We start from the raw sequence: 20,251 nt of genomic DNA, 5'->3' as shown, positions 1-20,251 counted from the left end.
GACCCGCACGGGCGCTGCCCGTGACCCGCACGGGCGCTGCCCGTGACCCGCACGGGCGCTGCCCGTGACCCGCACGGGCGCTGCCCGTGACCCGCCGGGGGGATAATCCCCCCGGACCCCCTAGCCGTCTGTGGCGGGCGGGGGAGCCACAAGCGGGGCGGCGAGGTGCGGGCGCGGGAAGCTTGGAATACAAAGAACGAGTGGCGAGACGTGCCGCCTCGCCGGACTCCCTGGCGGTCCGCGGCGGACTCGCCGCCGCGGACCGGCTGGAACGCGGAACTGGCAGGTTCCGCCCGGCTCCCGCCAGGAAGCGAAATTTTTCCGAAGTCCCCGGCAGCCCGCGACGGCTGGAGGTGTTTGTTTACCGTCGCGGGCCAACCAGGGCAGCGGCAATCATCAAGGAACAATCACCCCCCTTTCGAGGGGGGCCGGGGGGATCATCCCCCCCGGCGGAGAGGTCTGGAGAGGCAGCGCCTCTCCAGTCTTCGTCTTTCTCTTTACTCCCCTACTACAGGCGCTGGCGCTTGAAGTAGTGGGTGTGCAGCAGGTGGTGCGACTTCTCGGACAGCGGCTTGCCCAGGAACTTTTCGTACAGCTCGATGATGTACGGGTTCTGGTGCGACTTGCGCAGCGGCTTGCCGGCGTCTTCGGCATAGAGCACCTTGGTGCGCAGCTTGAGCAGCTCGATGTCGCCGTGGTGGTAGGGCTGTCCGCCGCCGCCGATGCAGCCGCCCGGGCAGGCCATGACCTCGATGGCGTGGAAGGTTTCGCCTTCGCGTACCCGGTTAAGGAGCTTGCGGGCGTTGCCCAGGCCATGAGCGATGCCGATGCGCAGCTCGTGGGGGCCGACCTGGACCGTGGCCACCTTGACGCCGTCCATGCCGCGCACGTCCTCGAAGTCCACCTTCTGGAGGGTTTCGCCGGTGGCCAGCTCGTAGGCGGTGCGCAGGGCGGCCTCTATGACGCCGCCGGTGACGCCAAATATCGGGGCCGCGCCGGTGGACTCGCCCAGGGGCGCGTCGAAGTCTTCGTCAGGCAGGCTGGCGAAGTCGATGTTCATGCGCTTGATCAGCCGGGCCAGCTCACGGGTGGAGATGACGATGTCCACGTCCGGGTTGCCGTCCACGGAGAACTCCGGCCGGGCGCGTTCGTACTTCTTGGCCAGGCAGGGCATGACCGAGACCACGACCAGCTTGTCGCGGGGAATGCCCAGCATGTCGGCGTAGTAGGTCTTGGCGATGGCCCCGAACATCTGCTGGGGCGACTTGGCGGTCGAAGGCACGTCGAGCATGTCCTGGAAGTTGTGCTCGAAGAACTTGACCCAACCGGGGCAGCAGGAGGTCAGGATGGGCAGCTTGGCCGTCTGGTCGCCGTTTAAGTAACGGGTCAGGCGGTCGAGGAACTCCGAGCCTTCCTCCATGATGGTCAGGTCGGCGGCGAAGTCGGTGTCGAAGATGTGGTCAAAGCCCAGGCGGCGCAGGGCGGCGGCCATCTTGCCGGTGACCGAGGTACCCGGGGCGATGCCCAGGTCTTCGCCCAGGGCGGCGCGCACGGCCGGAGCGGTCTGGACGATGACCACCTTGTCCGGGTCGGCCAGGGCGTCGACGACGTCCCAGCTGTTGTCGTTTTCCACAAGCGCCCCGACGGGGCACACGGCCACGCACTGGCCGCAGTTGGTGCACACGGTGTCGGCCAGGTTCATCTCGAAGGCCGGGGCGACCACGGCGGTGAAGCCGCGGTTGACGCCCGACAGCACGCCGCAGGTCTGGACGTCGTTGCACATGGTCTCGCAGCGGCGGCACATGATGCACTTGTCCATGTCGCGGATGATGGAGGGCGAGACGTCCTTGCGGTAGTGGGACATTTCGCCGCCGTCATAGGGCGACTCGCGGATGCCGAACTTCTCGGCCAGGTCCTGCAGCTCGCATTCGCCGGATTTGGCGCACACCAGGCAGTCCTTGGGGTGGTCGGAGAGCAGCAGCTCCAGCACGGTCTTGCGGGCGTTAAGGACGCGCAGGGTGTTGGACTTGACCACCATGCCGTCGGTGGCCGGGGTGGCGCAGGCCGGGGCCAGGTTGCGCCGGCCCTCGACCTCCACCACGCAGATGCGGCAGGAGGCGGCCTTGTTGTTGACCTTGAGATCCTCAAGATTGAGGTAGCACAGGGTCGGGATGTCGATATCCAGTTTGCGGGCGGCGTCCAGGATGGTGCCGCCGGCCGGGATGGTGGTGGTCTTGCCGTCTATATGCACTGTCAGCATGGACATGTGGGGCCTCCTTGATCCTTACATCTTGATGATGGAGTCGAACTTGCACTTGTCGTAGCAGGCCCCGCACTTGATGCACTTGGAGGCGTCGATGACGTGGGGCTGCTTCTTCGTGCCGGAGATGCACTCCACCGGGCAGACCTTGGTGCACAGCGTACAGCCGGTGCACTTGGCCGGATTGATGGTGTAGGTCAGCATGGCCGTACAGACGTGGGCCGGACACTTCTTCTGGGTGACGTGGGCCTCGTATTCGTGCCCGAAGGTGTCCATGGTGGACAGGATCGGGTTGGGCATGGTCTGGCCCAGGCCGCACAGAGCGGTGTCCTTGATGCTGTCCGACAGCGACTTGAGCCGGGCCAGGTCGGCCTTGGTGCCGTGGCCCTTGGTGATCTTGTCGAGGATCTCGTAGAGGCGCTTGGAGCCGATGCGACACGGCGTGCACTTGCCGCAGGTCTCGTCCATGGTGAAGTCGAGGAAGAACTTGGCCACCGAGACCATGCAGTCGTCCTCGTCCATGACCACCATGCCGCCGGAGCCCATCATGGACTTGCGGGCAATAAGCGACTCGTAGTCAATGGCCACGTCGAGGTCCTTGTTGGCCAGGGCGCCGCCGGACGGGCCGCCGGTCTGGACGGCCTTGAACTCCTTGCCGTCCGGGCAGCCGCCGCCGATGTCGAAGATGACTTCGCGCAGGGTGGTGCCCATGGGCACTTCGATAAGGCCCACGTTGACGATCTTGCCGGCCAGGGCGAACACCTTGGTGCCCTTGGAGGTGGCGGTGCCGATCCCGGCGAACCAGTCCGCGCCCTTGATGATGATGGCCGGGACGTTGGCGAAGGTTTCGACGTTGTTGACGATGGTGGGCTTGGCCCAATACCCGGACTGGGCCGGGAAGGGCGGCTTGCTCACCGGTTCGCCGCGATGGCCTTCCATGGATTTGATCAGCGCGGTTTCTTCGCCGCACACGAAGGCGCCGGCCCCGTACTTGATCTCGATGTCGAAATCAAAGCCCGAACCGAAGATGTTCTTGCCTAAAAGCCCCATGGCCCGGGCGTCGTCGATGGCCTTGCGCAGGCGCTTGATGGCCAGGGGATACTCGGCCCGGATGTAGACCGCGCCCAGGGTGGCCCCGATGGCGTAGCCGCCAATGGCCATGGCCTCGACCACGGAATGGGGGTCGCCTTCCAGCACGGCGCGGTCCATGAAAGCGCCCGGGTCGCCTTCGTCGGCGTTGCACACGATGTATTTCTGGTCGGCCGCGTTGGACAGGGCGATGCCCCATTTGACGCCGGTGGGGAAGCCGCCGCCGCCGCGGCCGCGCAGGCCGGCGACTTTGATGATTTCCACGACTTCGGCCGGGGTCATGGTCAGGGCCTTGGCCAGGGCCTCGTAGCCGCGCACGGCAATGTAGTCGTCGAGGCTCTCGGGATCGATGAAACCGCAGTTGCGGGTGGCTATCCGAAGCTGCTTGATGTCGGTTGTGGCTGCCATGTCTGCGTCTCCTGGCGTCTTAAAGGACCACGCGTTCGTAGGTCACGGGAATGATGCCTTCCACCGGTTCGCCCTTCATGACGTACTCGGTGACGAGTTCGCGGGCCTTGGCCTCGTCCACGCCGCCAAAAACCACCGGGGCCTTGCCCGGCAGGGTGATCTCCACGGTGGGTTCGGCGTAGCAGAAGGTCATGCAGCCGGACTGCATGAATTCGACGTTGGCGATGCCGTTTAAGGCGACTTCGTCCTGCATGGCCTCCAGGGCGACCTTGCCGCCGGCGGCGATGGAGCAGGTGGCCAGGGAAACGTTGATGACGATCTTGCCGTTGCGCGCCTTTTGGCGGGCGAGGATGTCCTCGCGCCGGGCCCGCAGGGCGTCGAGACTGGCGATGGTGCTCATATGGGGCGCTCCTTGCGTGTGTGGGTGAGGATCGGGGCTAGAAGTCGGCCAGGATCTTTTTCACCTGTCCCGGAGTGACGTTGCCGTAGACCTTCTCGCCGACCATGACGATGGGGGCCAGGGCGCAGCCGCCGACGCAACGCAGGGTGTCGATGGAGAACTTGCCGTCCGGGGTGACGTCGCCGATGTCGATCTTGAGCTGTTCCTTGAAGGCGTGGACCACCTTGTCGGCCCCCTTCACGAAGCAGGCCGTGCCCATGCAGATGGAAATGGGATGCTTGCCCTTGGGCACCATGGTGAAGAAGGTGTAAAAGCTCACCACGCCGTAGACCTGGGCCAGGGGCACTTCCATGTGGTCGGCCACGAACTGCTGCACTTCGATGGGCAGATAGCCAAACACGCTCTGGGCCTTGTGCAGCACGGTGACGAGATGGCCCTCTTTCTGGGGCAGCGCGTCAATGAACTGGACGACTTCCCGGTAGAGCGGCTGGGGCAACACGGCGTGCTCCGGCATCCGGCATTCGCCAATCGCCTGACATGTTGAAGTTTGCATACGCGAGCACCTCTCCTTAACGGGTTTTGCGGGTCGAGTGCCTGTGGGCCTGCATGCGGCGCCGGGACGTCGGCCGGCAGCCGGGGCGGCCCCCTTGTGTTTCGTTGCCTTAATTTGTGATTATTTTCACAAATTAAGGGGGTTTGCGACAGCCGGCCATGCTCCTGGGGCGTCCCCCCGCGAAGGTCGGCTGCACGCGCAGTCGGCCTCTACTGAGCAAAAAGCAGGCCACTTTGGAAAACGATGAAATTTCAGTGTCTTGGGGAAAAACCCTGATCGAGTGGCTGCCGCAGGTGGGAAGCCTTGGGGGAACCGGAAGAGGAGGGAAAAGGAGACAGACGTTGTAAAAAATATCAAAAATCAAACAAACCAGACTGTTACGTCCGGAAAGACAAAGTGCGCTAGCCTTCGGCGAAAAATGGGTCAAAATGCCACCCCTGCACGCCTGCTGCTGGCCCACTCGACTTTGGGCCGCTCTTTGGGAGATTGGGACAAGCGTAGCACGTTTTAAAAGGGAGTGCACCCCCCTTTCCGCCGTGGCGGTCTGGATGGCCGGCCCGCGGGCAAGAAGGAGAGAGCCTTGCGGCGGCCCAAAGGGGCTAAGCCCCTTGGAAACCCCGTCGGGGAGAAAGGGTCAAGAAGCCGTGGGCGACGGCGGGGGCGGTCAGCCGAGGTCGCGGCCGGAGCAGGTTCCCGGGACGGCTGACGCGGCCGGGGTTTCCTCGGCCAGCATGTCGTCGGTCAGGCGCGTGAGGCGCTCGGCCTGGTCGGACAGACGGCTTACCGCCGCGTCGGCCGTGGCCATGGCCTCGGCCGTTTCTTGGGAGATGGCGCTGATCCCTTCCAGGGCCCGGCCGATCTCGTCGATGATGCCCGACTGCTCCTCGCAGGAGTCGGCAATGGCTTTCACCTGATGCGTGGCGTCGGCCACCAGCTCCACGATCCCGGAAAGCGCCTCGCCAGACCGGCCGGCCAGCTCCGAAGCCGCGCCAATGGCGGCCACGGCCTTTTGCACGCTGCCCACATGGTCCCTGGCCCCGGCCTGGATGCCGGTGACGGCCCGCTCCACGTCCTTGGTGGCGGTCATGGTCTTTTCGGCCAGCTTGCGCACCTCATCGGCCACCACGGCGAAGCCCCGCCCGGCGTCGCCGGCCCGGGCCGCTTCAATGGCGGCATTAAGGGCCAGCAGGTTGGTCTGGTCGGCGATGTCGGAAATGACCGTGATGATCGCCCCGATGCCCTCGGCCTCCCGCCCCAGGGCCAGGATGTCCCGGCGCAGGGTCTCGGCCAGGGCGCGCAGGCCCTCGATGCAGGCGGAGAGCTCCCGCACGGCCTCAGCCCCAAGGCCGGCCCGGTCCCGGGCCTGGCCCGAAACGGCGGCGGCCTTGCCGGCCGTGGCCACGGCCTCGGCGGCCACGCTCTGCATGACGCCGATGGCGGCGCAGGTCTCCTGGGCCGCGTCTTTCTGGGTGCGCGCGCCGGAATCGGCCCGGGCCACGGCCTCGGCCAAGGCCACCGAAGCTTCGCTTAAATGGTCCACCACGGCCTCCAGGGTCCGGGCCGCCGCCGTGGAGCCTTCGCGCCGGGCGCTGGCCGCCGCTTCCCGGGCGGCCTCGGCCTCGGCCAGGCAGACTCCGGCCCGGTCGGCCTGACAGGCGGCTTCCCGGGTCTTGTCGTCGGCCTCGGCGATCTTGGCTCGCAGATTGTCCACCAGGTCGCACAGGGATTCGCCAAGGACGGTGATCTCGTCGGCGGCGTTTCTGGACCGACGTCGGGCGTTGCGGTCGGCCACGGCCCGGCAGGCCTCCATGTCGCCACCGGCGATTTGCTGGCTCACCCCGGCCAGGAAGGCCAGGCGGTCGATGATGGCGCGCTTCATGAAAAAGAGCAGCCCGGCCACCAATCCGGCCAGTCCGGCCAGGGACAAAAAGCCCGTGCGCAGCTGGTTGTCGGCCAGGGCGGCCATGTCGGGGCTGACGTCGGCCACGGTGACCAGCGCCCCCAGGACGGCCCGGGAAGCGCCGTGGCAATGGTGGCACTCGGCGGCGTTGGTCACGGCCCGCACCGTGGCGTAGCCGGTGCGGCCGCCGGCCGTTTCCAGGCCGTCGCCGTCGCGGCCCTGCTCCAGGGCCGCCCGGAGCAGGCCGGCCAGGGCCGGGCCGGGCATGGCCTCGGTGAGCGGCCGGCGCAGGCTGGCGGCGTCGGTGGCGTAAGTGACCTGGCCTCGGAAGTCGGCCAGGGCCACGGACAGGCGCGAGCCGCCCGAGGCGATCTTGGCGAACTGGGCGGTGGTGGCGGCGTTGTCGCCCACGCGCATGGGTTCATCGACAATAAGCCGCACCAGTTCGGCCTCGGCCGCCCCGGCCTGGCGGATGCGCTCAAGCGCGGTCTGGCGCTGCCAAGCGGCGTTGGCCCAAAAAAGCCCGCCCAGCGCCAGGGCGGCGATGAGGCTGACCAGGGCCAGGGCCTTGACGCGAATGGAGCGAACGGGGCGGCGCATGGCGGTTCTCCGGCGCGCCGACTGGACGGGCGCGATTCATAAGGTGGCGGCGTCAGTGGGCTCCGGCCTGGAGCAGGGGCTTGTAGCCAAAGGAGCGCACTCGGGGATCGTCGTGGCAGGGGGCGCAGTCGGCCACGGTGAGCTTGCCCTTGATGGCGGCCGGGTCGCTGGTGGCGACATGCTCCGCGCCCGGGCCGTGGCAGACTTCACAGCCGGCGTCGGCCAGCTCCGGGGTGGCGGCAAAGTCGGTGAATCCCCCGGGTTTGCCGTAACCGGTGGTGTGGCAGCCGTAGCAGGAGGCCAGTTCCTCGGGCGTCAGCCCCTTGGCCATGAGCTTGACGCCCCGGGAGGAATGGGCCTTTTTGGAATACTGCCGGTAGCGTTCGTACTGGCCGGGATGGCAGCCGGCGCATACGGCCGAACCAACGTAGCGCGGGGCTTCGGCCCAAGCCGACGGCTCCCAGGCGGCGAGCAGCGCCAGGACGACCAGCATGGCCGGGAGGCGCGAACGCGACATTGCCCTTCCCATTACGGACTCCTTGCCTGAGCCAGGCGCAGGGCTGGGGCTTTTCGACCCGGAAAACGCCGGATCATGGCCCCGACCCGCTCGTGCCAAACGCCGCGCGTCGCCGGCAAACCGGCTGGCCCGGCCGCTAACCGCCGTCGCCCCAACCGAAACCGGTCACACGCCGTGAAAGTGCTTTCGTGACCTACAGCAAGTTGCATACCGGACAGGCGAGAGAAACGGCAGCCCAGGGAGACCAAGGCCGCCCGGGAAATGTTGCCTCAACCAATCGTTATTACTGGAACTTTTAGACGGGAAAAGACTGCGCCCGGCAGGAAGGCAACCAGGCCTCGGCCAGGGCTGGGACAGGATGCGCCAGGGGCGGCGCGTTTTTACTCAATCCCGGGCGGAGCAAGGCCCGGCCGGATCCGCAAAGCAGGCGTGATAAAGCACGTCAGCGGCCAGCATGTGCACCATGACCAGATCGTGGACGATGAAGCGGATGATGGCGTCGGCCGGGGAGACGCCCTCTTTGCACTCCCGGGCCAGAGCCAGCCCTTGTTGCAACAGGCGCTCGTGTTCGGCGGCGTGTTCGTCCAGGCCGGCAAAGCCGGCTTCGCGCAGCAGGCGTTCCTCGTCGCGGAAGTGCTCGGCGACATGGAAGAAGGCGTCGTCCACGGCGGCGGCCAGGGTTTCGCAGTCAGCAGCTTGGGTGGTCAGCAGCAGCAGCAGATCGTTGCCCTTAGCGATAAGCAGCTGGTGCTGGCGGTCGATGGCCGGGTTGCCGCTTTCAAAGGCTTCATCCCAAAAAAGGCGGACAATGCCTTTCTCCGGGCCGCCGCTTTGGGCCGGCGGGCCATCGCCCCCGGCTTCAACCCGGTTGCGGCCGTGGTCCTTGGCTTTATACAGCAGGGCATCGACCTGCCTGAAGAGGTCGCCGGGGTCGGCGTCGGGGGGACAGGCGGCGGTCAGGGCGCCGATGCTGACGGTGACCACGGCCGCGGCCGAGGAATGGGCGTGGGGGATGGCCAGGGCGGCCACGGCCTCGCGGATGGTTTCGGCCACGGCCCGGGCGCCCTGGGAGCTGGTGTCGGGCAGCAGGCAGATGAATTCTTCGCCGCCGTAGCGGGCGGCCAGGTCGCCCGGCCGGTGGAGACAGCCGGCCATGGCCCGGGCCACGGCGGCCAGGCAGGCGTCGCCCTGGGCGTGGCCGTAGGCGTCGTTGAACTTTTTGAAATGGTCGATGTCGAGCATGACCAGGGACAGGGGCGCGCCGGTGCGGGCATGGCGGGCGTATTCGCCGGCCAGGGCCTCATCGAAACGGCGGCGGTTGGCGATGCCGGTGAGCGGATCGGTGGCGCTTAAGGCTTCGAGCTTGCGGTTGGACTCGGCCAGGGCGATTTCCATGAGCTTTCGGGCGGTGATGTCCTCGTGGGCCACCACCACCCGGGACGGGCCGTCGCCGGGAAAAGGCGTGACCCGGCCCACGAACCAGCGCCGTTCGTGGGGGGCGTGGCAGGGATATTCCATGGCGAATTGTTGCAGTTCGCCGGCCAGAACCTTGCGGATGCCGTTGGCAAAGGAGTCGGCCTCGGGGGCGTTGCGGCAGGCGGCGTTGTCGCAGGCGCAGAGGTAGTTGGTCCCTTCGCTGACCAGTGCCGGGTCCAGGCCGTTTTGCCGGGCGAAGTCGCGCCAGGCCCTGTTGACCAGAAGGATGCCGCCGTCGGCGTCGATGAGCGCGATGTGGGCGGTGAGGCTGTCCAGGACCGATTGCAAGAACAGCTTGGAGGTCCGCACGCGTTCATGGCTTTTCCGGTTTTCGGCGGCGAGCTTCTGGTTGCCAAGAACGATGAGCCCGATGCTGCCGAGGGGGCCGGCCACCAGGAGAACGAGAAAGGTCAGGGTCATGGGCAGAGGGGGCGAAAGCTGCGGAAGTCCCAGGGGGGGCAGGGCGGGGACGGCGGCCAGGGCGGCCAGGGCCAGGCCGTTTGCCGTAAAAAGGGCGGCCACGGCGCGCGCGCCGACGGCGATGTCCGGGGTGTTGTACCGCAGCAGAGCCCGGCTGGAGGCGAAGCAGAGCAAGGCGTAGAGGACCGAGCCGCAGACGCGGCGGGCGACGATGTCGTCGTGGACGGTGGTGAAGGTCAGGGCGGCGGCGGCGGCCAGGCCGGCCAGGACCCAAAGGGGGCCGCGTCGCTCCCTGCGCCCAAGGAAGCGTAGGATGCCGACGTAGACAAGGAGTTGCCCGCCGATAAGGGACAGATTGTAGGCGACGACGGACGCGGTTTGGATGCTGGGGAAGTCGCGCAGGAAATTGACGACCAATCCGACGCAGCCCAGGGCGCTGGCCACGGTCCAGCACCCCGGCCCCGGCCGGGCCGGGTCGATGCGGTACTGGATGAAAAAAGCGACGAACTGCAGGAGATTGACAATCCCCAGGCAGATGGCCAGCGTGACGACGTCAATGCTCGAGATCATGGCGGCAACTCTCGGGTACGGCTTGGAGAGAGGTTGGCCGCTTGCGCAAGCGGCGGCGACGGTTGCCTCGGCCAGATGCCTTTACAGGGGTTCGCTCGCCTACATGATATTATATTCTCGGATCTTGCGATAGAGCGTCTTTCGAGAAATGCCCAACGCCGTGGCGGCCAGGGTCCGATTGTTGCCGAAGCAGGCCAGCACCTTGGCGATATGCTCCCGTTCGACGGCGTCAAGGGACAGAAAATCGCTTTCGCCCTCGGCCTTGACCGACAACTCCCGGGGCAAGGCGTTTTCGGTGATGACCCCGGCTTCGGACAGGATCACCCCGCGCTCGATGACGTTGCGCAGCTCGCGGATGTTGCCCGGCCAGTGGTAGTTGATGAGACACCCCATGGCCTTGTCCGAGACGCGATACGCCCCGCCGCCTTCGATGCGGCCGAGGAAATATTCCACCAAAAGCGGGATGTCTTCCTTGCGTTCGCGAAGGGGCGGCAGCTCGATGTTAAAGACGTTGATGCGGTGATACAGCGCCTCGTGGAACCGCCCGGCCTCCACTTCCTTGGCCAGGTTGCGGTTGGTGGCGAAGATAAGGCGGATGTCGGCCGTGCGCTCGTCCTTGTCGCCCACGCGGCGGTAGGTCTTGTTCTCGAGTGTGCGCAGCAGCGAGGCCTGGACCTCCAGGGGCAGCTCACCGATCTCGTCGAGAAACAGCGTGCCCTTGTTGGCGAAGGTCATAAGCCCTTCGCGGTTCTCGGTGGCCCCGGTGAACGACCCCTTGACGTAGCCGAAGAGTTCCGAGCGGGCCAGTTCCTTTTGCAGGGTGGCGCAGTTCTTGATGACGTAGGGTTTCTCGGCCCGTTTGCTGCGGGCCTGGATGGCCGTGGCCGCCACTTCCTTGCCGGCCCCGGATTCGCCGGTAATGAGCACGGGCACGTCGGTTGGGGCCACCTTGTCGATCAAAAACCGGATCTGCTTGACCGGGGCCGAGTTGCCGACGATCTGCTGGGGCTGGGCCTGTTTCTGGGCATGGCGCAGCTGGCGGTTTTCAAAACGCAGGCAGGCCCGCTGGTAGGCCCGCTCCACCACCAGTTCGAGTTCTTCGAGATTAAACGGTTTGGTGATGTAGTCGTAGGCCCCGAGCTTCATGGCCTCCACGGCGCTGTCGATGTTGCCGTGGCCGGTGATGATGATGACTTCGATGTCCGGGGAGTGCTGGCGCAGCTCCACAAGCACGTCGAGGCCGTCGGCGTCGGGCAGGCGCAGGTCGAGCACGGCCACTTCGTAGGTGTTGCGCCGCAGCGCCTCCCGGGCCTGGTGGGCGGTCTCGGCCGTGGACACCAGACGCGAGGGCGTGGACAACTCTTTTTTGAGCAGCTTGCCGATGGACGGTTCGTCGTCCACCACGAGTACGGAGTAAGGGCTGGTCACGTGGTCTTTTCCGGGTTGACGGGCAGGCTCACGGTGAAGATCGCCCCCTGGCCGGGGGTGCTCTTCAGGGTGATGTCGCCCTGGTGTTTTTTCACGATGGACATGCAGGTGGAAAGCCCGATGCCGATGCCCTTGCCGGAACGCTTGGTGGTGAAAAAGGGTTCGAAGAGCTTGTCCACGTTCTCCGGCGGCACGCCGCAGCCGGAATCTTCCACGGACAGGCACACCGCCCCCTTGGACGACTGGTAGGTGGTGATGACGATGCGGCCCGGTCCGGTGATGGCGTCCATGGCGTTGACGAGCAAATTGAGCATGACCTGCTTGATTTGATGTTCGTCGCCGTGGACCATGGGCAGGTTTTCGCTCAAATCCACCCGCACGGTGATTTTCGCCTGGTTGCGCTGCTTGAGGTGGCTGCGCAGGAGCTTGAGGGTGTCGTTGACCACGGCGTTTAAGCTCACGGCCGAGAAGCTGACGGTCTTTTGGCGACTAAACGTCAACAGCGTGGTGACGATGTCCTGACAACGCCGGCATTCGCGCAAGATGGTGGCGACATAGTCCTCCACATCCTCCATGACCCGGGGATCGACCTTTTCCTTGAGCGCCGGCAGGCGGCGGCGCAGGCCCTCGGCAAAGCCGAAGATGGCGGTGAGCGGATTGTTGACCTCATGGGCCACGCCCGTGGCCAGCATGCCGATGGTGGCCATCTTCTCGGCCTGGTAGAACTTGGCCTGGTATTCCTTTTCCCGGCTGACGTCGCGCTTGAAGACCAGGATGTGGCGTTCCGGGGCGTCGGGACGATTGATGGGCGAGGCCACCATCTCGAACTGGGCGTTTCGGCCGCCGATCTTGAAGATGGCCGTCTCGCGGCAGATGTCGCCGGCGGCAAACGAGGCGCTGGCCGGGCAGCCGGGGCAGGGCGCGTCCTCGCCGCGAAAGATCTGGTGGCAGAACATGCCCTCTGGCCGGGGCACGTCGGGGAAGGTCTGGCGAAAGACGTGGTTGACCGAGAGGATGCGCAGGTCACTTGTGAGCACCATCATGATGTCGGTGATGCCGTCGAGAATGGCGGCGATCTCCCGGCGTCGCTGGGCCGACTGGGCGTTGGCGTCCTTGAGCGCCTCGATGGTCTGGCGCAGCTCCTGGAAAAACCCCAGCTTGCTGTGCTCGATGCCGATGAGGTCTTCCAGGGAAGGCCCCTTCCCGGGCATCACCAAGCCTCCTGGCACACGCCAAGCAGCGATTCCCAGCTGACCGGGCGGGGATTGGTCAGGGTGCAGGCGTCGTTGACCGCCGCTTTGGCGATGGTTTCCAGGCAGTTGCTGTCGGGCAGGATGTCGCGCAGCCGCACGGGCACGCGCAGATCGGCGAAAAAGTGTTCCAGCCAGGCGATGCCGGCCTGGGCCAGATACTCGTTGGAACACATGCGCGGTCCGCACAGGATGCGGCCGATGTTGGCGAGCTTGTCCACGCTCACAGCCAAGTTGAAGCGCATGACCGGCGGCAAGAGGATCGGGTGGACCAGACCGTGGAGCACGTCGAACATGCCGCCCAGGCTGTGGGCCAGGGAGTGGCCGATGCCCAGGCCGGCGTTGGAAAAGGACATGCCGGCGCAGGTGGAGGCGATGCTTAAATTTTCCAGGGCCTCGATGGAGCGGCTCTCCAGGGCCGGGCGGATGTTGCGGGCGATGAGCCGGATGGCTTTTAAGGCCTGGTGCTCGGTGAAGGGCGAGGACAGAAGCGACAGATAGGATTCCACGGCATGGGCAAAGGCGTCCACGGCCGAGGAAATGATGAGTTCCTCGCTCTTGGTCAAGAGGACCAGCGGATCGATGATGGAGACGTTGGGCACCAGCGACCGGCTGATGATGGACATCTTCACCTGTCGGGCCACGTCGGTGATGATGCAAAACTGGGAGATGTCCGAGCTTGAGCCGGCGGTGGTGGGCAGGAAGATCATGGGCGGCAGGGGCCGCATGATGCGGTTGGCCCCTTCGTAGTCGCTGATGCTGCCGCCGTTGCCGACGATGGTGCCGATGCCCTTGGCCGCGTCCATGGGGCTGCCGCCGCCCACGGCGATGATGACGTCGGCCCGCTCGCGCACGTAGATGTCGGCCCCTTCGTGAATCTGGTGGTCGCGGGGGTTGGAGTTGACGGCATCGAAGTAGACCCACTCCAGGCCGTTGTCGCGCAGGATTTCCTGGATGCGGTCAACCCAGCCGGCCTTGGCCAGGCCGCTGTCGCTGACGAAGAGCACGCGGCGCGCGCCCACGCGTTTGGCGCAGGAAGCCAGATGGACGATGCTGCCCCGGCCGAAGATGATTTCGGGAATGGCGAACTTGCTGATCCGCATGAGGCTCCTTGGCGCGCGCCCGGGGGCGGCCGCGCGCGACGCGGGCCGAAACCGCCGGCCCGCCGCGCGGCCCTGGGCCGCATGCCGGCCGGCCGCGCCTGGGGAAGCCCTGGCGCTTTCAGGATATCGTTTTTGAAAGTAGCCCGCCGCCCGGCAAAAGGTCAAGCCGAGGGGAAGGCTACGGCATTGCGGGCGAATTTTGTCTCGCTCGCTGGGGCTGTGGAGCTTTTTGACCCAAGTGACCCAAGGAGTGTTTCGTTTTTGGGGTAGCTTCACAACTCGTTATAATATTTAAAGTAACATAGCGCACAGAGGCTTTTGGCCCATTTCGGGATCGCCCGCACGGTCACGATGGGACGCGGCACACACGCCGCGTTTTCCACATTCAAACATTAACACATTGTATTTCATTGATATTGTCGGCGTGGAGTGATACTTGCTAGTTTTAACACAAACGTGTCCGTCCAGTCCCTGCGTTTCGGTCAAGGCCGTATGCCGCCAAGGCTCTCCCGTGGGGTCGGCGGCGGGCGATGGGGCGACACGAAGCGTTTCGTTGCCGTGTGGCATGCAAGGCCGGTTGGGCCAAGAAAACACCATGGTTGGAGGGTATAATGCCAAAGTTCATTCGTATCGACATGGGCGCGAAAGCGGTGAAGATCGAGGAATGCCCCGAAAAGTACGCTGGCCTGGCCGGCCGCGGGCTGACCTCCATTTTCGTCGCCGATGAAGTGAAGCCGACCTGCCATCCGCTGGGCAAGAACAACAAGCTGATCTTCGCCCCCGGCTACCTGACCGGCACCAGCGCCGCCAACTCCGGCCGCCTGTCCTGCGGGGCCAAGAGCCCGCTCACCGGCGGCATCAAGGAAAGCAACACCGGCGGCACCTTCGCCCAGCGCATGTCCAAAATGGACATCAAGGCCCTGGTCTTTGAAGGCCTGCCCGAGGGCGACGGCTTTTACGTCGTCAAGGTCACCATGGACGGCGCGACCATTGAAGAGGCCCCGGCCGAAATCATCGGCATGGGCAACTACGAAGCCATCAAGGTGCTGCAAGCCAAGTACGGCCCCAAGGTCGGCGTGGCCATCATCGGACCGGCCGGCGAAATGCGCCTGACCGCCGCCAACATCTCGTTTGCCGATCCCCAGAGCAACATCCGCAGCGCCGGCCGGGGCGGCCTTGGCGCGGTCATGGGCGCGAAAAAGATCAAAGCCGTGGTCATCGACGACACCGGCGCGCCCGGCGTGACCATCGCCAATCCCGAGGCCTTCAAGGATGCGTCCAAGCGCTTCACCAACGCCCTGACCACCCACCCGGTCACCGGCCAGGCCCTGCCCAAGTACGGCACCAACATCCTCATCAACATCCTTAACGAAGCCGGCGGCCTGCCCACCAAGAACTTCCGCACCGGACGCAACGAGTGGGCCAACAACGTCGGCGGCGAAACCATGGCCGCCGTCATCGAGTCCCGCAAGGGCAAGACCACCCACGGCTGCCATGCCGGCTGCATCATCCGCTGCTCCCAGCACTACAACGACAAGGACGAGAAGTACCTGACCAGCGGTTTCGAGTATGAGACCATCTGGGCCCTTGGCGCCAACGCCTGCGTGGACGACCTCGACGCCATCGCCTACGCCGACCGCGAGTTCGACGATGTGGGCGTGGACTCCATCGAGACCGCCGTCACCGTGGGCGTGGCCATGGAAGCCGGCATCATCCCCTGGGGCGACGCCAAGGCCATGCTGAACCTCATCCTGGAAATCCGCAAAGGCACCCCCCTTGGCCGCATCCTGGGCAGCGGCGCCGGCGCGCTGGGCCAGATGTATGGCTTAAGCCGCGTGCCCACGGTGAAAAACCAGGCCATCCCGGCCTACGATCCGCGCGCCGTCAAGGGCGTTGGCCTGACCTACGCCACCACCCCCATGGGCGCCGACCACACCGCCGGCTACGCCGTGGCCACCAACATCCTCAAGGTCGGCGGCTTCGTCGATCCGCTGGGCAAGGAAGGCCAGGTCGAGCTGTCGCGCAACCTGCAGATCGCCACCGCCGCCGTGGACAGCACCGGCATGTGCCTGTTTATTGCCTTTGCCATCCTGGACATCGCCGACGGCTTCAACGCCCTGGTGGAGATGATCAACGCCCGCTACAACCTGTCGCTTACCGGCGACGACGTCGTGGCCCTGGGCAAGACCATCCTCAAGGCCGAACGCGGCTTCAACGAGCGCGCCGGCTTCACCAAGGCCCACGACCGGCTGCCGGAGTTCTTCGAGGAGCCCTGCGCCCCGCACAATGTGACCTGGGACTTCACCGACGAAGAGATCGACGAGGTCTTCAACTTCTAGGGCGTCGCCGCAAGGCTTCGCTGCTCCGCCCGGGAGGGACGGCCCCTGCCGTCCCTCCCGGGACCTGGACATCCCCTTGCCGCGTCGAGCCAAGGCCTCGCCAGGACAAGGGGATTTTTGTTATCCTCGCCAGAATTGCCTACGACCAAACCTGCCGTTGGAGGAACCGTCCATGGCGAAGTCCATTGAATTGCGTGGTTTTATGGAACTTTCCGAGCTATTCCGGGAACGGGGCTGGAACACGCCCCACGAGGTCGCTGTCCCGGACACGATGACCGGGCCGGAGTTGCTGGCCCTGCTTGACGTCGGGCGGGAGCGGGTCGAGGTGATTTTCGTCAACGGCAAGGCGACGAGCCCCGAGGCGGCGGTGGTCGCCGACGGCGACCGGGTCGCCCTGGCTCCGCCGGGCGTGCCCGGACCGTACCGCGTGCTGCTGGGTTTCAAGAAGATGGGCTGACGGGACGGGCCAGCGGCCGCGCGCCGCGTTCAACCGCTCCCGCTCCGCCGCCTGCCTGCCGGCCCGGTTTCGTCCGGCTCCGACTGTGGGCGCGCGGTGTTTGATCCTTCGCGGTGTTTGATCCTTCAAGGTGCTACGCCATTGCCGCTGCCGGCCGGCCCTTGGCCGCCGGGACAACGGGCGTGGCTCCCGGCCTGCGCATCGAAACGCCCCGGCCGACGACGGCTTTGGGTCAAAATGCGCCACGTTCTCCGCCTCGCCGCCGCTGACGACGGACAGCACGCCGGGCCGCAGCATCTCCCGCCCCGCCCGTTAAACTCGGCCTAGCCTGGGTTTGCGGCCGCCGCCCGGCCTTGGCGCGACGTGCGGCGTTATTTCCTACGCGATTGCTCCGCTTTTTGCATGGCCTAGACGGCAACCGCCCCTGCGGCCACGACCTCGGCGTAAACCGCGCCCAGGGCGGCCAGGAAGGCGGCCTGGACATCGGCCGGGGCCACGGTCCGGCCGCCGTAAGCCAGCTCGCGGGTGGCGCAGGCGTCGGCGGCCACGGTGACGGCGTAGCCCAGGTCAAAGGCCGCCCGGACCGTGGCGTCCACGCACATGTGGGTCATCATGCCGGCCACCGCCAGGCGCTTGGCGCCGCTGGCCTCAAGGGCCGCGCCCAGGCCGGTGTCGCGGAAGCTGTTGGGCCAGTGCTTGAGGATGACGGTCTCGCCGGGCAGCGGGGCCACACAGGCATGGATGTCGGCCCCGGGCGTGCCGGGCAGGAAAAACGTGGCCCCGGGATGGGCGGCCTCGTGGCGGATGTGGAAGACCGGCCGGCCGGCGGCCCGGAACCGGGCCAGCAGGGCGGCGGCGTTGCGGCCGGCGGCCTCGGGTTCGGCCAGGGCCATGGCCCCGCCCGGAAAATAGTCGTTTTGGATGTCGATTAGGACAAGGGCGCTTGTTTGCGCCGTTTGGGAGCTGGTCGGCATGGCCGCCTCCGGGGCTGGCCGGGCCTTGGCCCGGGTTTGCGGACGGGCCTTGACGCGCGTCCGGTTCCTTTGGCAAGTGGTATCATCGAATTGATCGGTTTAATCGACTATCGCCCCCAATCCAGGGGCCGGTCGCTTTATGGAGAACGAGCCCATGGCCGTCGTCAATAGCGTATGTTTGAGCCTCAAAAAAGGAGAACGCAAGACCGCCGTGCGCCAGGCGACCCTGGTCGCCGACCACGGCATCGACGGCGACGCCCATGCCGGCTCGCCCCGACAGGTGAGCCTTTTATCCCTGGATGCGCTCACCCGGATGCGCCAAAAGCTCGACTGGCTGGCCCCCGGGGATTTTGCCGAGAACCTCAACGTGGACGGCCTGGAAACCCTCGACATCGCCGTGGGGCGGCGCCTGCGGGTCGGCGCGGACGTGGTGCTGGAAGTCACGGCCATCGGCAAGGTCTGCCACGACGCTGGCTGCGCCATCAAAAAAGCGGCCGGAACCTGCGTCATGCCCCGGGAAGGCGTGTTCGCCAAGGTGCTCGTCGGCGGCGAAGTCACGGCCGGCGACGTAGTGGCGGTGGTGGAGGGGGAGTAGGAGACAAGAGGGAAGAGGCCTCCGGCGGCCAAAGGGGCTGAGCCCCTTTGGAAACCCCACATGGGGAGGGACGGGGGCGATTGGGCAACGTGAATTGCGCCCTCTGGGCGGCGAGGAGACAGACGTGGCCGTGACCCAGAAATGCCAATACGCCCTGCGCGCCCTGCTCGAACTGGCCCTGCGCGAGGGAACCGGGGCAGCCCCGGCCGGCGAGATCGCCGACCGCCAGGCCATCCCCAAACGCTTCCTGGAAGTGATCCTCAACCAGCTGCGCCAGGGCGGCTTCGTGGCCTCCCAACGCGGCAAGGAAGGCGGCTTCTACCTGGCCCGGCCGGCCTCGGAAGTGACCGTCGGCGCGGTGATCCGCTTCATGGACGGCCCCATCAGCCCGGTGGACTGCCACCGGGAGCGCCCGGGCCACGACTGCCCCCTGCAAGGGGGCTGCGTCTTTCGGGGACTCTGGGACGAGGCCCGCGACGCCCTGGAGCGGGTCTACGACACCCGCAGCCTGGCCGACCTCGTGGCCGAGGACCGGCGCATGCGCCGGGCGGCCAAGACCGCCGACTACGTCATCTGATAAACGTTCCCTACGGCCGAAACATGTCCGCCGCCCAGGCCAGGGCCTCGAAATAGGCGGCCGAGGCGTCGCTGGGGGCCACGCCGTAGGCGCGAAGCGCCGCCATGACCCTCTCGCCGCCGGCGTCGTAGCAGCCGGCCAGGGCCAGGCAGGGCGAACAGGAACTTGTCCCGCCAAGCAGCGCCGTCCGGGTGCCCTCGTCGATGGACAGCCCGGCCAGGGCCTGGACCATGGGCATCCCGAGCATGGCGTCGAGCAGCGACAACAACCCGGTCAGGCAGATGCTTTGGCCGTCGTGGCAGGTCGCGCGGCCCGGAATGCGGCGGCCGTCGGCCAAGGCCAGAAACCGGCCGCGCACGGCCGAGGCAAAGGCCAGCTCCCGGTCGCGGGCCGAGGCCCCAAGCGTGGCCAGCATGTTGACGGCCACCCAGCTGGACAGGGCGTTACGGCCCAGGCGCGTGACCGCGAAATCCACCGACTCGATGGGCTGGCCCCGGTAGAAACTGGCCGTGTTGACGTAGCGCAAAAGCTTGTAGGTCAGCGACACGTCCGAACCGATGATCTCGCGCACCCGGCGCACGTCGAGTTCGGGCTGGCTCACCTCGGCCAGCAGATTGAGCTTCACCGCCTGGTTGGGTTCGAGAATCTTGGCTGTGACGATCATGGGCCGGCTGTAGAAATAGCCCTGGGCCAGGGGCACGCCCCGGTTACGGCACCAGGCCACGTCGGCCTCGGTCTCCACCTTTTCGGCCAGCACGGTCTTGCCCAGGGCCAGACAGCGGTCCACCACGGCCCCAAGCCGGGCCGGATCGCCGGCCAGGGCCAGGAAATCCACCTTGATGTAGGTCGCGTAGGGCAAGAGCGGATCAAAGGCCGGGTCGCCCACGTAGTCGTCCAGGGCCAGCACGAAGCCGGCCTCATGGATGCCGCGCACCAGCTCCACAAAAGCCGCGTCGCAAGCCACATGCTCCAGGATCTCGATGACGAAGCGTCCCGGGTCCAGGAATTTATGGTGGCCGGATTCCAGGATTTCCTTGGAAAAGTTGATGAAGATCTTCTTTTGGGGGTCGATGTCCTGGGAGATGGCGTGGACGCCGTTGGCCAGCACGGCCAGGGTCGCCTCGGCGTCCGAGGGAAAGGCGGCCGCGTTGGAGCCGCCCACGGTGCGATAGAGCAGCTCATAGCCGAACACGTCGCCGTCGATGCGATAGATGGGGTGTCTGGCTACGGCGTAATTGGCGTCTGTATTGGAAGACATGCTGTTTGGAACGCGTCTGGCGTACTGCTGAAAAGTTGCTGATCAGGCGTTGTCCTGGCGGGGCAAAGCCTGGGCCT

Annotated in this window: 16 protein-coding genes; 4 read left to right on the top strand and 12 right to left on the bottom strand. The window is 66.2% G+C overall.

From position 1 onward, the window contains the following. Positions 1-508: 508 nt before the first annotated feature. The 10 genes from C3Y92_RS00845 to C3Y92_RS00800 form a co-directional block, all read right to left on the bottom strand. On the bottom strand, positions 509-2,266 hold the full coding sequence (locus tag C3Y92_RS00845) for an NADH-dependent [FeFe] hydrogenase, group A6 (RefSeq protein WP_129348584.1): 1,758 nt from the start codon (positions 2,264-2,266) through the stop codon (positions 509-511). Positions 2,267-2,284: 18 nt separating this feature from the next. After that, entirely contained in the window at positions 2,285-3,757 is a 1,473-nt protein-coding gene (locus C3Y92_RS00840; RefSeq protein ID WP_129348582.1) for an NADH-ubiquinone oxidoreductase-F iron-sulfur binding region domain-containing protein, read from the bottom strand. A gap of 19 nt (positions 3,758-3,776) precedes the next feature. Next, positions 3,777-4,157 (bottom strand): (2Fe-2S) ferredoxin domain-containing protein, encoded by a 381-nt coding sequence (locus C3Y92_RS00835; protein WP_012749826.1) that lies wholly within the window; start codon positions 4,155-4,157, stop codon positions 3,777-3,779. 37 nt (positions 4,158-4,194) lie between these two features. Then, positions 4,195-4,710, bottom strand: coding sequence for an NADP-reducing hydrogenase subunit HndA (hndA, locus tag C3Y92_RS00830; RefSeq protein WP_043574505.1), 516 nt, complete (start codon positions 4,708-4,710; stop codon positions 4,195-4,197). Between the two features lie 664 nt (positions 4,711-5,374). Then, positions 5,375-7,210 (bottom strand): methyl-accepting chemotaxis protein, encoded by a 1,836-nt coding sequence (locus C3Y92_RS00825; RefSeq protein ID WP_129348580.1) that lies wholly within the window; start codon positions 7,208-7,210, stop codon positions 5,375-5,377. A 52-nt stretch (positions 7,211-7,262) separates the two neighbouring features. Continuing rightward, positions 7,263-7,703, bottom strand: a complete 441-nt coding sequence (locus C3Y92_RS00820) for a cytochrome c family protein (protein WP_235669721.1) — start codon at positions 7,701-7,703, stop codon at positions 7,263-7,265. A 408-nt stretch (positions 7,704-8,111) separates the two neighbouring features. Then, entirely contained in the window at positions 8,112-10,193 is a 2,082-nt protein-coding gene (locus tag C3Y92_RS00815) for a diguanylate cyclase domain-containing protein (RefSeq protein ID WP_129348576.1), read from the bottom strand. Between the two features lie 99 nt (positions 10,194-10,292). Then, positions 10,293-11,621, bottom strand: coding sequence for a sigma-54-dependent transcriptional regulator (locus C3Y92_RS00810; protein ID WP_012749820.1), 1,329 nt, complete (start codon positions 11,619-11,621; stop codon positions 10,293-10,295). After that, complete coding sequence (locus C3Y92_RS00805; protein ID WP_129348574.1) at positions 11,618-12,832, bottom strand: two-component system sensor histidine kinase NtrB; 1,215 nt, start codon at positions 12,830-12,832, stop codon at positions 11,618-11,620. The genes C3Y92_RS00810 and C3Y92_RS00805 overlap by 4 nt, the downstream gene beginning before the upstream one ends. Continuing rightward, a complete protein-coding gene (locus C3Y92_RS00800; protein WP_129348572.1) occupies positions 12,832-13,974 on the bottom strand; it encodes an iron-containing alcohol dehydrogenase in 1,143 nt (380 codons plus the stop codon). Before C3Y92_RS00800 ends, C3Y92_RS00805 begins: the two co-directional genes overlap by 1 nt. A 611-nt stretch (positions 13,975-14,585) precedes the next feature. Here C3Y92_RS00800 and C3Y92_RS00795 point away from each other — a divergent pair. After that, positions 14,586-16,313, top strand: a complete 1,728-nt coding sequence (locus C3Y92_RS00795) for an aldehyde ferredoxin oxidoreductase family protein (RefSeq protein ID WP_012749817.1) — start codon at positions 14,586-14,588, stop codon at positions 16,311-16,313. Positions 16,314-16,485: 172 nt separating this feature from the next. Then, positions 16,486-16,770, top strand: coding sequence for a MoaD/ThiS family protein (locus C3Y92_RS00790; RefSeq protein WP_129348570.1), 285 nt, complete (start codon positions 16,486-16,488; stop codon positions 16,768-16,770). 407 nt (positions 16,771-17,177) lie between these two features. On the opposite strand, the gene C3Y92_RS00785 is transcribed toward C3Y92_RS00790, so the two are convergent. Beyond that, positions 17,178-17,744 (bottom strand): cysteine hydrolase family protein, encoded by a 567-nt coding sequence (locus tag C3Y92_RS00785; RefSeq protein ID WP_129348568.1) that lies wholly within the window; start codon positions 17,742-17,744, stop codon positions 17,178-17,180. Between the two features lie 154 nt (positions 17,745-17,898). On the opposite strand from C3Y92_RS00785, the gene C3Y92_RS00780 reads away from it, so the two are divergent. Both C3Y92_RS00780 and C3Y92_RS00775 read left to right on the top strand, forming a co-directional pair. After that, entirely contained in the window at positions 17,899-18,339 is a 441-nt protein-coding gene (locus C3Y92_RS00780) for an MOSC domain-containing protein (protein WP_129348566.1), read from the top strand. A gap of 124 nt (positions 18,340-18,463) precedes the next feature. After that, positions 18,464-18,916 (top strand): RrF2 family transcriptional regulator, encoded by a 453-nt coding sequence (locus tag C3Y92_RS00775; protein ID WP_129348564.1) that lies wholly within the window; start codon positions 18,464-18,466, stop codon positions 18,914-18,916. A 10-nt stretch (positions 18,917-18,926) separates the two neighbouring features. Here the strand turns inward: C3Y92_RS00775 and C3Y92_RS00770 are convergent, their stop codons facing one another. Then, on the bottom strand, positions 18,927-20,174 hold the full coding sequence (locus C3Y92_RS00770; RefSeq protein WP_129348562.1) for an EAL and HDOD domain-containing protein: 1,248 nt from the start codon (positions 20,172-20,174) through the stop codon (positions 18,927-18,929). Positions 20,175-20,251: the final 77 nt, after the last annotated feature.

This window comes from Solidesulfovibrio carbinolicus, assembly GCF_004135975.1.
In the GTDB taxonomy this organism is placed as follows: domain Bacteria; phylum Desulfobacterota; class Desulfovibrionia; order Desulfovibrionales; family Desulfovibrionaceae; genus Solidesulfovibrio; species Solidesulfovibrio carbinolicus.
This window is presented reverse-complemented; position numbering and strand designations above follow the sequence as displayed.